The organism is Caballeronia glebae (genome assembly GCF_001545035.1).
GTDB classification, from domain to species: Bacteria; Pseudomonadota; Gammaproteobacteria; order Burkholderiales; family Burkholderiaceae; genus Caballeronia; species Caballeronia glebae.
The window spans coordinates 50,937-63,545 of sequence record NZ_FCOJ02000031.1 but is presented as its reverse complement, the minus strand read 5'-3'; the positions used below and the strand labels follow the sequence as shown (position 1 = coordinate 63,545).

Below are 12,609 nucleotides of genomic sequence, written 5' to 3'. Positions count from 1 at the left end.
TTATATCGGAGTGAACCGGTCATCCCGCATCGGCGGGTTGTCACGCAGACCGCCCTTTAGGCAGCGTGGCAAATGAGCCGCGAGAATGAAATAGCTGCCGCGCTCAGGCTAATCGGCCTTGCTCACCAAGCGCCACGAGGGTATCAACGACGTGCCGTACTTTTGGTCGCAAATGCGCCACCTTCGGCCAGACAGCATGCACGTCGATGAGCTCGCACGAGATGTCATCGAGCACGGAGCGAAGCGCCCCTGTCGCCAAATGCGGCCTCACCAATGACATCGGCATTTGGCAGAGCCCTAAGCCAGCAAGAGCCGCCTCAACAATGGAGTCACCATCGCTTATCTGATGGGTTCCCGGCGGCGAGATGCGCTTCGGCTCACCGCCGACGTGTACTCGCCACGACAAAGGCTGTCCGCGTCTATACCCGACGATGCACGAGTGATTGTCGATGTCCTCAAGCTGGTGAGGTGTGCCATGCTGCGCAAGATAATCCGGCGATGCCGCAATCACCATGCGTTGGCTGGTGAGTCGGCGTGCAACGAGACCGCTTGAACTTTGAAGTTCGCCGAAACGAACAACGAGGTCGACGCCTTCCTCAATCGGGTCGATGAGATAGTCAGAAAACGTCATCGTGAACTGCAGGTCGGGATTGCCCCGTGCAATGTTCAGCAAAATTGGAACGAGTATGCGGCGCCCGAATGCCGCTGGCATGTCGATGCGTAGCCGTCCGACCGGACGATGGAGCTCCGGCCCAAGCGCTGTTTCTGCCGTCGAGATTTCATCAAGCGCTGAGGCACACGCGGCGAAGTACGCTTCGCCATCGGCTGTGAGGGAAATGCTTCGGGTTGTACGGTGGAATAACTGAGCGCCCAAGCGCTCCTCGAGCTTCGCAATCGCTTTTCCAACAGCCGACTTTGTCAGACCGAGCTGCTCGGCGGCATCCGTGAAACTGCGCGACCGGGCAGCGGTGACGAAAATAACAATTCCGCTGAAACTGTCGACCTGCGCCATATTCTGCCCTATTGAAGAGTTGCATTCTCCATATAGGGCAGTCAGCCCGTTATTGTCAACCTTGATCGCCATAGGCGTTCGCGACGCGGCTAATTGTCAGATTTTGACCGCGCAACCTGAGTTAACTGCCTGCAACGCCGCGTTCGCAATGCGCAGTGCACGGATGCCGTCCCTAGGGGTTGCCGGCATTGGTGCGTCCTGCTCCAGTGCTGTCAGGAACCGGTCGAGCTCGACCCTGTACGAGTCCGCGTGTCGCTCGAGGAAGAAGTTAAGGAGCGGTTCACGCGCCTCAGTTCTGTCGCTCGTCCAGCGGCGCAGGCTTGAGGGCCGATGGTTTTCGTTCAACAGCATCCCCTCTGAACCGAAAACTTCGACACGCTGGTCAAAGCCGTACACAGCCTGACGCGAACCGTTGATATGGCATTGCTTGCCCGAAGCCGTCCGAAGCAACACCATCACGCTGTCGTAATCCGGGAGCTCTTCCAGGCCCGGGTCGACCAGTCGGTTACCCATTGCCATCACCTCGACCGGATCCTCGCCGAGCAGCCAGCGAGCCGTATCGAAATCGTGGATGGTCATGTCACGAAAAATGCCACCCGAGTGACGAAGGTATTCGCGCGGAGCAAGCCCCGGGTCGCGACTCGTGATGATGACTTGGCGGACATCGCCCACTTCGCCTTCATCGATAGCCTGCTTCAGGCGCATCGCGTCCGGGTCAAATCGACGATTGAACGCCAGCATCACGCGGCCATTGAGACGCTCAATTTCCTCGACAGCCGCCAGTGCACGGTCAATATCGAGGTCGATGGGCTTCTCGCAGAGCACCGGCTTACCCAACCGGACGGCTTGCAGTGTCAGGTCGATGTGTGTGTCGGTCGGCGTTCCGACAATAATCGCATCGACGTCCTCGCGGTCCACGACGGACTTGCAATCGAGCGAAGCATCGCAGCCGAGGTCGGCGGCGAGCGCCTCGACGGCGTCCTTGTATGGGTCTGCAACGGCGACGAGCTTCACTCGGCGGTCTGCTGCGACATTAGCAGCGTGGATTTTTCCGATGCGGCCAGCACCGAGAACGGCGATTCGTAGCATTTCAGTCTCCAATTATTCCGTCGACGCATGGGGTGCGAGGACTGTTCAATATATTTCAGAAGCCTAGGAGGTCCCTCGTCGGCTTGTATTCGCGCTTGTCTTCGCCGGCGCCGGTGCTTCCAACCAACTCTCGTGCGGGTCCACCCCAGCACTATCGCAGAGCTGTCGGCTCAGACGCAGGATGTCGTCGAGGGCGAAGTCCTGCACATCGGGAAGTCGTTCGCCGCGCGCTGCGGCCACAGCTGTCGCAATGCGCAATGCATTCGAGCGCTCGCGCATCAATAATTCCAATGCTTCGACGAGAAACGCTCGATCGCTTGGCGATACATTAGAAGCAAGGAAGCTGTCATGAGCGGACATGCGCTGGTCCTCTGGGCGATTCATCCGTGAATGATGTTCGGCAACCCGCTTAGTCAAATGAGGCTGCGGATACTGCCGCCGTCGACTCCCCAGACCGCAGAAGTGACGAACGACGCGAGGTCTGAAGCCATGAATACAATCACATTGGCTACTTCATCAGGCTGCCCCAGTCGATTGAGCGGAAGGTGGCGCAAGGACAGTTCATGCTCGACAGCGTCCTTGGGCGCCATGCCATGGAACTTTCCCATCGTGTCCGCGAAGCCGCCTTCTTTGCTCCAGAACGGCGTCCAGACCGGTCCCGGTGCAACCGCGTTCACGCGAATCTTTGGCGCCTCGGCTCGGGCAAGGCCTTTCGTTAGGGCAAGCACCGCGGCCTTGGATGCCGAATAGTCAATTGGTATCGGTTCGGGCTGCCGTGCGAGGTCCGATGCGTTGTTGATGATGACCGCCTTCTCACGGTTACGCAGCACGGGCAGCAAGTAGCGACAGGTCCGTACGTAGCTCATGAAGTTGAGATTCATCGTGAAATCCCATTCCTCATCCGAGAGTTCGTCGAACGTGCGAACCTTACCGGCGCCGACATTGTTCACCAGAACGTCGAGCTGACCGTTGTATGACTTCAGGGCTGCATCGACACCGCTCTTCACCCCTTCGGCCGTGGACAAGTCCGCCTGTGCAATCGTCACGTTCGCGCCGAGCGCTCTGAGTTCGGACTGAGCTTCGTTCAGCGCGTTGATGTCGATGTCGATGAGGCAAAGCCGCGCGCCTTCGCGTGCAAAGCCCAATGCTGTAGCCCGTCCGATGCCTTGCGCACCACCCGTGATGAGCACAATCTTCCCGTCAAGTCCTGTCTGCATGATGTCTCCGTTCTGATGTTATACGTCGGTGCGAACTTTAGAAATTGTGAGCTTCGCCATCCGATTTGCCCTCTTCGAGGACGAACGCTTCCCGCTCCTGGCATACCGCGAGGAGCACCTTGACCCGATATGAAGCGACGGTGTTAGCGGATGTCTACCCGCTTGATGAATGGCCTGATGTCGACCGACGCCCAGATTCCTGCCTTGTTGAACGGATCAGTATCGACGAACTTCTGGATCTCTTCGATGCCATCGGCTTCGTAGAGAAAGAAGCTGCCAATCATGGTTTGCCCGTCAGACTTTGTCAGCGGACCGGAAATAAGCGTCTTCACTGGTGCCGTCTGCAGGTACGCTTTGTGGGCATCGTAGTTTTCAAGGCGGCGCTCAACCATGTTCGGATGGTCGAGGCAATAGACGGTGAAATGCATTGTTGTCTCCCTGCTTAGGTTCTTTGGTCAGGCCGATGCCGCACTCGGTGTGACGCCGTCAAAGGCATTCTGCAAAAGCTCGAGAAGCGCGTCGCGCTCAATCGGACGCGGATTCCAATACGGGTTTGAGCTGGCAATGTCCGCGGCCTTCAATACATCCTCAGCCGACATGCCGATATCTTTCAGCCCGAGCGGTGCGCCGCAGCGTTTTGCAAGTTCGTAGATCCCAGTCGCGGCGTCATCAGAGCCCAGCGCGCGTGCGATGCGCTTCATCGCTTCCGGTGCAGCCTGACGGTTGTATGCGAGTGCGTGGGGTAGGACGATGGTGTGCGTCTGTGCATGAGGAAGATTGAAGCTACCGCCCAGCGTGTGACACAACTTGTGATGAAGTGCCATGCCAACGCTGCCTAACACGGTTCCGCAGAGCCAGGCGCCATATTGAGCGTCGGCACGAGCGTCAACGTCTTGCGAGTGGGCGACGATTACCGGTAACGCACGAGCAAGAGCGGCGATGCCTTCTTCCGCCATCAAACTGGTCACGGGGTTTGCATCGCGCGAATACAATGCTTCCGCTGCATGGGCGATCGCGTTGATTCCACTGGTGACCGATAGCGCGACAGGGAGTGACATGGTCAGCTCGGCATCGTAAATCACCGTCTTCGGTAGAACTCGCAGGTCTGTTCCGGTCTTCTTCAAGCCGGCGTCGGTGATGCCATAGATGGGCGTCATCTCGCTGCCGGCGTACGTTGTCGGCACGGCAAGAATCGGAAGGTCCGATTCGAGCGCGATCGCCTTGCCCAGACCAATCGTCGAACCACCGCCAACAGCGATTGCACAGTCTGCGTTCAGTTCGCGAGCCAGCGCTCGAGCTTCCTTCGCTAACTCGAGCGGTACGTGCATGACCGCCCGATCAAATACTCCTGCGGCCCGTGCACTGAGGCGAGCCGCCACGGCTTCGCCCGTTTCCTTCTGTTCCGGGCTGCATAGAATGAGCGCCCGCTGCGACTTTAACTCCAGCACTTCACGTTCAAGGTGCTGAAGGCTACCGGGGCCAAACACGACTCGTGCGGCCCGCGCTTGATAGACAAACTCACGCTTTTGCATGAACAAACTCCGCTTTACGCTCGGCGCTCACACCAGCGTCTGCCTGGTAATCAACCTGGAATCGCGCGGTGCGCAGGTCCCCGAGTTCCTGGCGCACGCGCAAGTGTTCCGGATGCAACGCGTACGCCTCCAGGGCTTCCTGCGAGTCGAAGTCGGTGACGAGAACCGCGTCGCATGCGTAGTCGACCTGGCTGTGATCGAGCCCGACTTCGAGGTGACTCATTCCTGGAATCCTGCCCCGCAATCCTTCGAAGCTCGTTTTCACGCGGTTCAGCGCGCTCAGGCGCTCGGCCGGCGTGTCGCCCCGAACTCGCCACATGACGATATGCCGAATCATGCATTCACCTCCGACGGATTAAGTACAAAGTCATATTCCAGCGAATACCACGGGACGGAGACTTCTCGGCCGTCGGGCGCGACGCCAGGCTCATGTCGCTTCCACTCTGAGATGAGCGATGAGCGCACACCGAATACAACGTCGGAATCGAGGTATGGGTCACCGTCCCGGAACACGTGAGTAATGAGCGTTTCGTAGCCGGGCGCTTCAATCATGAAATGCAGATGCGCGGGACGCCATGGATGTCGGCCGACTGCCGACAGCATGCGGCCCACGGGTCCATCATGAGGAATGGGATAAGCCTCAGCCAGAATCGAGCGGAAATTGAAGAACCCTTCCGCGTCCGTTCTCAATCGGCCTCGCGCGCTATGGACTACGTTGCCAGCTTCATCTTGGTTCTGCACGTCATAGAAGCCGTCTTCGTCTGATTGCCAAACATCGAGCAGCGCATTTCCGATGGCTTCGCCACCTGCGCCACGCACCTGGCCGCTTACATAGCAAGGCGCGCCTTTCGCTCCGTTCGAAATGTCATCGCCGTTACTGTAGAGCGGTGCGCCCTCGACGAAGAAAGGCCCGAAGACCGTCGCTTCGGTGCAGTTCGCAGGTTTGCGATTGTTCTGGGACATGACGAGCATCGAGAGTCCCAACGTATCGGACAAGAGGATGAACTCCTGCCGCTTGTCGTCAGTGATATGACCCACCTCCGTCAGAAACTTGATTGCCTTGAACCAATCGTCCTCGGTGAGATGGACATCGCGGGCAAAAGCGTGGAGATGTTGAACCAGGCTCGTCATCACCGTCCTCAGTCTCGCGTTTTCGCAGTTCGCCAATGAGGCAATGACGGCTTGTGTAATCGTGTCTTCGTTGATGTTGCGCATCGTGCGTGTCTCCGTTGTGCGCTCAGGCGTCTGAGAACAAAAGGTAAAGGGTCGTCCGATTAAATAAAATGCCCGGAAGTGAAATGACATTTCCGCTCGAAGGAAAAATAGGCTCCCATGCGTGAGTTCGAACCATCAACCACCGCCGATCGTCGGTTCTCCTCGGATTGTAGAAATCGGCTCTACAAATCGAGGACTTCCAGTCGGTTTATTAATCGGCTCGCCATCGGCATATTTGGCCTCAGTGAATGGAAGAATCGCGCCAGATTCTTCCAGTTGAGCTCAAAGAGGAAGACGATGGACCGCTGGACGCAACTGCAGCTATTTGTGCTGACTGCCGACTTAGGTAGCCTGTCGAAGGCCGCTGAACAACTCGACATGTCCAATGCAGCAGCAAGTCGAACGCTCAGTTCTCTGGAAGAGCGTCTCGGCGCGAGGCTCATAGAACGGACTACGCGGCGCATGTGGCTGACTGACGCAGGCCGCGAGTACCACCGCCGATGCACGGCCGTCATTTCCGAGTTGGCCGAAGCTGACTCGATTGCTTCCGAGGAGGCGGTGAGTCCGAGAGGCGTGCTCCGGGTAACCGGTTCCGTGTCGTTCGCGATGATGCATATCGCTCCCGCCCTACCTGAGTTCATCGGGCGCTATCCCAAGCTCTCAGTTCAGATTGTCGCGGCGAATCAATACCAGAACTTCATCGAGGCTGGAATAGATATCGCCATACGTACGAAGGAGCATGAAGGAGATTCTGGCATCACGATTCGGCGTTTGGCCGAGACCAGACGAGTGATGGCAGCATCGCCCGCCTATCTGGCGGCTCACGGGCGCCCTCAGAATCCTGAGGACCTGGAGCAACACAATATGCTTGTCTACAACCTCGCCGTCCACCCTTATCTGCTTCACCTGCGTCGAGGAAAGGAAGAACGCAATATCTCCATTGAGAGCGCTCTGGACTCAAACGAAGGTCAGGTTATCGTCGCCGCCGGGCGGGCAGGTTTGGGCATCGTTGTTCAACCTCTCTACATTATTTATGATGACATCGTGTCCGGGCGTCTTATCCCCGTGCTCGAGGACTGGCAGTTGCCACGGCTGACCATCAACTTGGCTTACCAAAGTCGGCGATATCAGCCCGCGAAAATTCGCGTGTTTACAGAATTCCTGATTGAGCGCGTGAAGAACCTCAATCTCGAAGAGCGCTGGATGACCTTCGCGACCTGACTTCATTGATGGTGCCGACACACCGTGATGCATCCCGGGCTGCTGATTGGGAAATCCTTCAGCGACCAAGCTTGTAGCCGCCTTGCACTGACGAAATGCGGACGCGCTCTCTGGAGCACGCCGGCATTTCGTCAGTGCGAGTAAGAATCAAACGGCCGCGGATGCCTTTCTGCGAGCGAACCGTTCGAACGGCGAGGCCAAAACCGCACCCAGACGTCCGTCGAGCAAGACCACGATGAGCAGCAACAAACCATTCACGAGAAGGATCTGCGTGGACGTGGCGTTCAGTAAGCCGAGGCCGTTGTTCAGAATGGTGAGAATCAGAACGCCCATAGCGACGCCGAGTGGGGAACCGATACCGCCGCCCAGCGCAACCCCACCAACGATGGCCGCCGAGGCCGCCTGGAGCAGGATGTTGCTGCCCATTGTCGCGGAGGCGGTCGCGAGGCTCAGCGATAGAAGGCCTCCCCCGAGAGCCGACAGTCCGCCGGAGATGACGAAGCCGACTGTCAGCGCCTTACCGACTCGAGCACCGCTTTGAATCGCCGCCTTTCGATGACCGCCTGATGCGTCGAGGTCACGACCTAGCGTAGTAAAGCGCAGGAACAGAGAAACGACGACGAAGCAGGCAAGTGTGATGAGGCTTCGCAGCGAGAAGATGCCTGCCACGCTTTGGTCGAGGAAGTCGCTGACGTCGAGATTGCCGTAACTCAAGACGCGACCGCCTGCGAGCCAGTACCCCACGCCGGTCAGAAACATCATCGACCCAACCGTGGTCACCAGCGAGGAGACGCCAAGCCATGGCAACAAGGCTGCGTTTGCGACGCCCACCGCCACCCCGAAGATAACCGCGTACAGAATGCCCAGCGAAGCACTATCGCCGCCGAACTTCACAGTGATGAGTCCGGCCACGGTCGAGATTGCCGCTACGCTCAGATCGAACTCGCCAGCAACCATCGTGACCGAAAGCCCGAGTGCGATAATTCCGAGGAACGCAAACGCCTGGAAAATCGCGTACAGGTTCGCCTGCGAAAAGTAGTGATTGACGCTAAGGCCGAATATAACGGGCATGCCGACGAGCAGGACAAGCCGAATCGCCAGATTGAGAAGTCGTTGAGATTGGTCCATTTCCGAGTCTCCTGTTATATCCGTACCGGTCCGAGCCGGGCGAGCAGCGCGCCGAACACCACCGCTGCGAGAACGACAATGCCTTTTGCGACCAGTTGGTATTCGTAGCTGACGCCGCTTACCAGTAGGACGTTGCTGATAACGGCGAGGAAGATAGCGCCGGTGACTGCGTCCGAAATCTGCCCGCGACCGCCACGAATCGAAATACCACCGACCAGCACCGCTGCAATCGCGTTGAAGTCGAGGTCGATGCCGTAAGTCAGATTGCCTTGGGCCGACGACGAGGCAATCAAGGACCCAGCCAGTGCAGCCGCTGCGCCGGCGAACGCGTAACAAACGAGCGTTGCAGCCATCGTTCGAAGTCCGGCGATACGCGCAACTTCAGCTCGCATTCCGAGCAAGCGGATTTCTCGCCCGATACGCGACTTCTGCAGAATGAAGCTCGCGATTGCAGCGAAGATGGCCAACACCAGGATTTGCGTCGGCAGCCAGCCAAACAGCTTGACTTGACCAAGCCAGGTGGCGTCGCCTTTACCGATGACAGTCAGGCCGCCAGTGTAGATGACGCCTGCACCGATGATGATTGACGAGGTGGCAATCGTGGTGATGATAGGATTCGCTTTCCCTAGAGCGATGATTCCGCCCTGAACGGCCCCCATCAGCAGACCGCTCAAGACAACGAGGAACAGCGTCGCACCCAGACCTAAATGAATCAGCGCTGCAAACATGACGGTGGAGACCGCCGCCGTCGCACCCATCGACAGCATGAACAGATTGCCGCTGAGGGTGACGAGCGCCATGCCGATAGCGCCGATGCCGACTGCTGCTACCGAATACATCAGCGACTGAACGTTGCCGAACTCCGTGAAGTGCGGCACGATGGCTGCAGCGATGATGATGAGAACAAGCGTGGCGATTCGAATCGACGCGGCATGAATGCTCGACGTTCCGAAAAGTGCCGATGCCCACCGTCGCAACGCAGTTGGCGACACTTGTGCAGTGGGCTCCAGAGCTGTCTTATGCATTACGCACCTCCGCGGGTTGGTTTCGGAAAGAGACATGTCCGTGAGATGCGTCGCTATCGCCCGCGACGATGTCGTGGAGCAGCGTGTCACCATCGATTTCAAATCGAGGCTTATGGCGCACCATTCGACCACGGAAGACGGTGAGAACGGTGTCGGCAAGTTCCAGAATTTCTTCGAGGTCTGTCGAGTAGAAGACAATCGCCAAGCCGTCGTCGGCCATCTTGCGAAGCGTCGAATAGATTTCCGCGCGAGCGCCAATATCAACGCCTCGGGTGGGCTCGTTCAACAGCAACAGGCGAGGCGCGAGCGCGACGGCTTTGGCGAGCGACACCTTCTGCTGGTTGCCACCGCTGAGCGTCGACACTTCATGAGGAAGGCGCTTCGGGTCGATGGCGAACATCGACGCGAGGCGTCGAGCCTCCTCCTGCTCACCGGCACGTCGCATAATTCCGGCCTTGCTGAACTTCGCCATGACGGAGGCAGTGATGTTGATAGCAATCGGCGCATCCAGAAAGACGCCCTTATCCGCACGGTCCTCGGCGACGTAGGCAATTCCTGCCTTCAGGGAACTGCGGATGCTGTCGAGCTTGATGGGCTGTCCATCGACCTTGACTGAGTTGGAGATGTCGCCGCGAAGCCCGGCGAGCGCCTCGACAAGAACTTCGGCGCCTGAACCCAGCTGACCGACGACCGCGAGAATCTCACCGGGCGCTACGTCGACCGACAGGTCTTTGACCTTATCTGCAACTGTGAGGCTTGACACCGACAGTCGCGGCGCGACGTCAGCGCGGCCCTCGGGTGGCGTGCCCTTGCTATGCACAAGTTCACGCCCAATCATTGCCTTGACCACTTCAGCAGTCGTCATGTCCGCGGTACGTTGCGTCAAAACGTGCTGGCCGTTGCGGAAAACCGTGACCCGGTCCGTCAGCGCAAACACCTCATCGAGCCGGTGGCTCACAAAAATCATTGCGGTGCCTTGGTCGCGCAGCTTGCGCGCAACGTCAAAGACTCGAACAATCTCCGCGTCCGACAAGGTGGCAGTCGGCTCGTCGAGGAGCAGAACCTTCGCCTGCCGCGACATGCCTCGCGCGATTTCTACGAGTTGGCATTCGGCGAGGCTGAGTCGAGATGCCGGAGCATCCAGCTTGACGTGTGACAACCCGACTGAGTCGAGATGCTCCCGGACAGAGTCCCGATACTCACCGCGACGGTAGATTGCGCTCTGGTCCGCGCCACCAAGAAGAATGTTATCGAGTACCGAGAGCGTCGGAACGATTGCAAGCTCTTGGTGAACGATTGAGATGAGCCGAGGGTCGGTGCGACTCCCGAGTTTCAGAGCGTGGCCGTCGACAGTGATTTCGCCGTCGTCAGGGTGAACGAGGCCGCCCAGAATCTTGATGAACGTGCTTTTACCCGCGCCGTTCTCTCCACACAGCGCATGAATTTCTCCGGGCGCCAGTTCGAGGCTGACGCCTGTCAGCGCCTTGACGCCACCATAATGCTTTGTGAGATTGCGAGCGCAGAGCAGACTCTGAACCGCTACCGGCTCAGCACCGGAATTCGCGTCTTGCAGCATTGTCTTCCTCCAAACGCGGACACTCTTTGGCCGTCCGCTGTCAAGGGCTGATGCCTGTCACTGTCGCCGACCTCCTGCGCGTACCTGGTCGTGTGTACGTGACGGCATACATGTCGAATAACGATGTCCCGCGTCGATGCGCTGCATTTCGCTTACCAAGGCTCAAAACGAGCGAGGAGGCGCTGCCGCATCAGCGACGCTGCTGTTGGCGGTCTCTGAGGAGAGGAACTCGCAGGGAATCGCTGCGTGCGCAGGAATGCATGTCGTCTCCAGCAGAAACCGTCAGCGGCTTCGTTATTGTTGAGTTGCAGGTTATTAGTTCGGCTGCGAAAGAAAAATGCGCTGCGGCGAAATGATATTTCCGGTGGAAGGAAATATCCCTGCTGGTCGAATTCCCGTCCCGCGGAGCCGCACGTGCTGCCCGACCAGCCGCGCGTAGCCTTGAGCCCGCGGCTCACTTTAAAGAGTGATTCGCTGCCCCTGCGCCGACGACCGAATCGCCGCGTCGACGATGCGCTGGATTTCCCAAGCCTCGCGGAAGTCTGGGAACGTGGGCGTGCCGTGCTCGATGGCCGCGATGAACTCAGCCATTTCAATGGTCTTCAAGTCATTGAAACCAAGCTGGTGCCCGCCGGCCACTGTGAAATTTTCGTAGGGAGGGTGAGCCGGGCCTGCTTCAATACGGGTGAACCCCGACGTCCGAGGCTCGCCCCCGGCCTTGAAATACTGCAGCTCATTGAAGCGCTCCTGTGAAAAGCACAGTGCGCCTTTCGTTCCGTACACCTCGAACTCGAGCTGCATCTTGCGACCGGTTGCCGCCCAATTCGCCTCTATGGAACCGGAGCATCCCCGCTCAAACGCCACCATCAGTCGGGCGATGTCGTCGACTTTGACCTCACGCCGCTCGGACGAGCCTGGTGCCACCGGGCGCGTTTTATTGACGGTCTCCAGCTGCGCGTTGACCTGGGTGACGGCCCCGAGGAGGAATCGAGATAGACCGACGATATGGTTGCCGATTTCGGCAAGCGCACCGGCCCCGTTCTGAGGGTCAACTCGCCATCCGTATGGAATCTCCGGGTCGGCCATGTAGTCTTCAGCGTGGACGCCGCGAAAGCTCGTGATTTCACCCAGTTCACCGGATGCAATCATCTCCCGCGCCAGTTTGAGCACGGGGTTTTTGATGTAGTTGTAGCCGACTTGCGTAACCACCTTCGCAGTCTCAGCCGCCTCCATCATCTCGAAAGCATCGGCGGCCGACGGAGCAGTCGGCTTCTCGCAATGAACGTGCTTCCCAGCGGCAATGGCGGCCAGCGCCATTTCCCGATGCAGGCTGCATGGCGTTGTGATTGAGATGACCTGCACACCGGGGTCGTCCAGCAACGTGCGCCAGTCAGTCGTCGCGCGCTCAAACCCGAAGTGCTCTGCCGCTTGCTGAGCACCTGCCTCACTCACATCGGCCACTGCCACCAACCGCGGCCTCAGCGAATTCGGAAAGGCGTTTGGCACGGCTCGGTATGCCAGCGCGTGAGCCTTTCCCATGAAGCCGGTGCCAATCACAGCTACGCCAATCTCTCGTCTCATCGTTGTCTCCGTT

13 protein-coding genes are annotated in these 12,609 nt (G+C 58.6%); 1 reads left to right on the top strand and 12 read right to left on the bottom strand.

The window, feature by feature from the left end:
• Positions 1-103: 103 nt before the first annotated feature.
• The 8 genes from AWB82_RS21055 to AWB82_RS21025 form a co-directional block, all read right to left on the bottom strand.
• Positions 104-1,012, bottom strand: a complete 909-nt coding sequence (locus tag AWB82_RS21055) for a LysR family transcriptional regulator (RefSeq protein ID WP_086970697.1) — start codon at positions 1,010-1,012, stop codon at positions 104-106.
• A gap of 96 nt (positions 1,013-1,108) precedes the next feature.
• Complete coding sequence (gene iolG, locus AWB82_RS21050; RefSeq protein WP_086970651.1) at positions 1,109-2,101, bottom strand: inositol 2-dehydrogenase; 993 nt, start codon at positions 2,099-2,101, stop codon at positions 1,109-1,111.
• Between the two features lie 63 nt (positions 2,102-2,164).
• On the bottom strand, positions 2,165-2,461 hold the full coding sequence (locus tag AWB82_RS37200; protein ID WP_125477716.1) for a hypothetical protein: 297 nt from the start codon (positions 2,459-2,461) through the stop codon (positions 2,165-2,167).
• 53 nt (positions 2,462-2,514) lie between these two features.
• On the bottom strand, positions 2,515-3,318 hold the full coding sequence (locus AWB82_RS21045; RefSeq protein ID WP_086970649.1) for an SDR family NAD(P)-dependent oxidoreductase: 804 nt from the start codon (positions 3,316-3,318) through the stop codon (positions 2,515-2,517).
• 143 nt (positions 3,319-3,461) lie between these two features.
• The gene (locus tag AWB82_RS21040; RefSeq protein ID WP_086970646.1) at positions 3,462-3,746 is read right to left on the bottom strand and encodes a YciI family protein; all 285 of its coding nucleotides are present in this window, start codon (positions 3,744-3,746) and stop codon (positions 3,462-3,464) included.
• Between the two features lie 27 nt (positions 3,747-3,773).
• Positions 3,774-4,850, bottom strand: a complete 1,077-nt coding sequence (locus AWB82_RS21035) for a maleylacetate reductase (RefSeq protein ID WP_086970644.1) — start codon at positions 4,848-4,850, stop codon at positions 3,774-3,776.
• Positions 4,837-5,187 (bottom strand): Dabb family protein, encoded by a 351-nt coding sequence (locus tag AWB82_RS21030; protein ID WP_086970642.1) that lies wholly within the window; start codon positions 5,185-5,187, stop codon positions 4,837-4,839. Before AWB82_RS21030 ends, AWB82_RS21035 begins: the two co-directional genes overlap by 14 nt.
• On the bottom strand, positions 5,184-6,065 hold the full coding sequence (locus tag AWB82_RS21025) for an intradiol ring-cleavage dioxygenase (protein ID WP_086970640.1): 882 nt from the start codon (positions 6,063-6,065) through the stop codon (positions 5,184-5,186). The genes AWB82_RS21030 and AWB82_RS21025 overlap by 4 nt, the downstream gene beginning before the upstream one ends.
• A gap of 297 nt (positions 6,066-6,362) precedes the next feature.
• Here AWB82_RS21025 and AWB82_RS21020 point away from each other — a divergent pair, with 297 nt between their 5' ends.
• On the top strand, positions 6,363-7,286 hold the full coding sequence (locus AWB82_RS21020) for a LysR family transcriptional regulator (protein ID WP_086970695.1): 924 nt from the start codon (positions 6,363-6,365) through the stop codon (positions 7,284-7,286).
• Positions 7,287-7,433: 147 nt separating this feature from the next.
• Here AWB82_RS21020 and AWB82_RS21015 read toward each other — a convergent pair whose 3' ends face one another.
• From AWB82_RS21015 to AWB82_RS21000, 4 genes are all read right to left on the bottom strand, one after another.
• Positions 7,434-8,414, bottom strand: a complete 981-nt coding sequence (locus AWB82_RS21015) for an ABC transporter permease (protein WP_086970639.1) — start codon at positions 8,412-8,414, stop codon at positions 7,434-7,436.
• A gap of 14 nt (positions 8,415-8,428) precedes the next feature.
• Positions 8,429-9,439, bottom strand: a complete 1,011-nt coding sequence (locus AWB82_RS21010) for an ABC transporter permease (RefSeq protein ID WP_086970637.1) — start codon at positions 9,437-9,439, stop codon at positions 8,429-8,431.
• Positions 9,432-11,015 carry a sugar ABC transporter ATP-binding protein gene (locus tag AWB82_RS21005; RefSeq protein ID WP_086970634.1) on the bottom strand — a complete coding sequence of 528 codons (1,584 nt, stop codon included), beginning with the start codon at positions 11,013-11,015 and terminating at the stop codon, positions 9,432-9,434. The genes AWB82_RS21010 and AWB82_RS21005 overlap by 8 nt, the downstream gene beginning before the upstream one ends.
• A 459-nt stretch (positions 11,016-11,474) precedes the next feature.
• Positions 11,475-12,596, bottom strand: coding sequence for a Gfo/Idh/MocA family protein (locus AWB82_RS21000; RefSeq protein WP_086970631.1), 1,122 nt, complete (start codon positions 12,594-12,596; stop codon positions 11,475-11,477).
• Positions 12,597-12,609 lie beyond the last annotated feature (13 nt).

Excerpts from the sequence above, each read along its gene's own strand:
- AWB82_RS21055 (WP_086970697.1), bottom strand. The coding sequence starts at position 1,012 with ATGGCGCAGGTCGACAGTTTCAGCGGAATTGTTATTTTCGTCACCGCT.
- iolG (WP_086970651.1), bottom strand. The coding sequence starts at position 2,101 with ATGCTACGAATCGCCGTTCTCGGTGCTGGCCGCATCGGAAAAATCCAC.
- AWB82_RS37200 (WP_125477716.1), bottom strand. The coding sequence starts at position 2,461 with ATGTCCGCTCATGACAGCTTCCTTGCTTCTAATGTATCGCCAAGCGAT.
- AWB82_RS21045 (WP_086970649.1), bottom strand. The coding sequence starts at position 3,318 with ATGCAGACAGGACTTGACGGGAAGATTGTGCTCATCACGGGTGGTGCG.
- AWB82_RS21040 (WP_086970646.1), bottom strand. The coding sequence starts at position 3,746 with ATGCATTTCACCGTCTATTGCCTCGACCATCCGAACATGGTTGAGCGC.
- AWB82_RS21035 (WP_086970644.1), bottom strand. The coding sequence starts at position 4,850 with ATGCAAAAGCGTGAGTTTGTCTATCAAGCGCGGGCCGCACGAGTCGTG.
- AWB82_RS21030 (WP_086970642.1), bottom strand. The coding sequence starts at position 5,187 with ATGATTCGGCATATCGTCATGTGGCGAGTTCGGGGCGACACGCCGGCC.
- AWB82_RS21025 (WP_086970640.1), bottom strand. The coding sequence starts at position 6,065 with ATGCGCAACATCAACGAAGACACGATTACACAAGCCGTCATTGCCTCA.
- AWB82_RS21020 (WP_086970695.1), top strand. The coding sequence starts at position 6,363 with ATGGACCGCTGGACGCAACTGCAGCTATTTGTGCTGACTGCCGACTTA.
- AWB82_RS21015 (WP_086970639.1), bottom strand. The coding sequence starts at position 8,414 with ATGGACCAATCTCAACGACTTCTCAATCTGGCGATTCGGCTTGTCCTG.
- AWB82_RS21010 (WP_086970637.1), bottom strand. The coding sequence starts at position 9,439 with ATGCATAAGACAGCTCTGGAGCCCACTGCACAAGTGTCGCCAACTGCG.
- AWB82_RS21005 (WP_086970634.1), bottom strand. The coding sequence starts at position 11,015 with ATGCTGCAAGACGCGAATTCCGGTGCTGAGCCGGTAGCGGTTCAGAGT.
- AWB82_RS21000 (WP_086970631.1), bottom strand. The coding sequence starts at position 12,596 with ATGAGACGAGAGATTGGCGTAGCTGTGATTGGCACCGGCTTCATGGGA.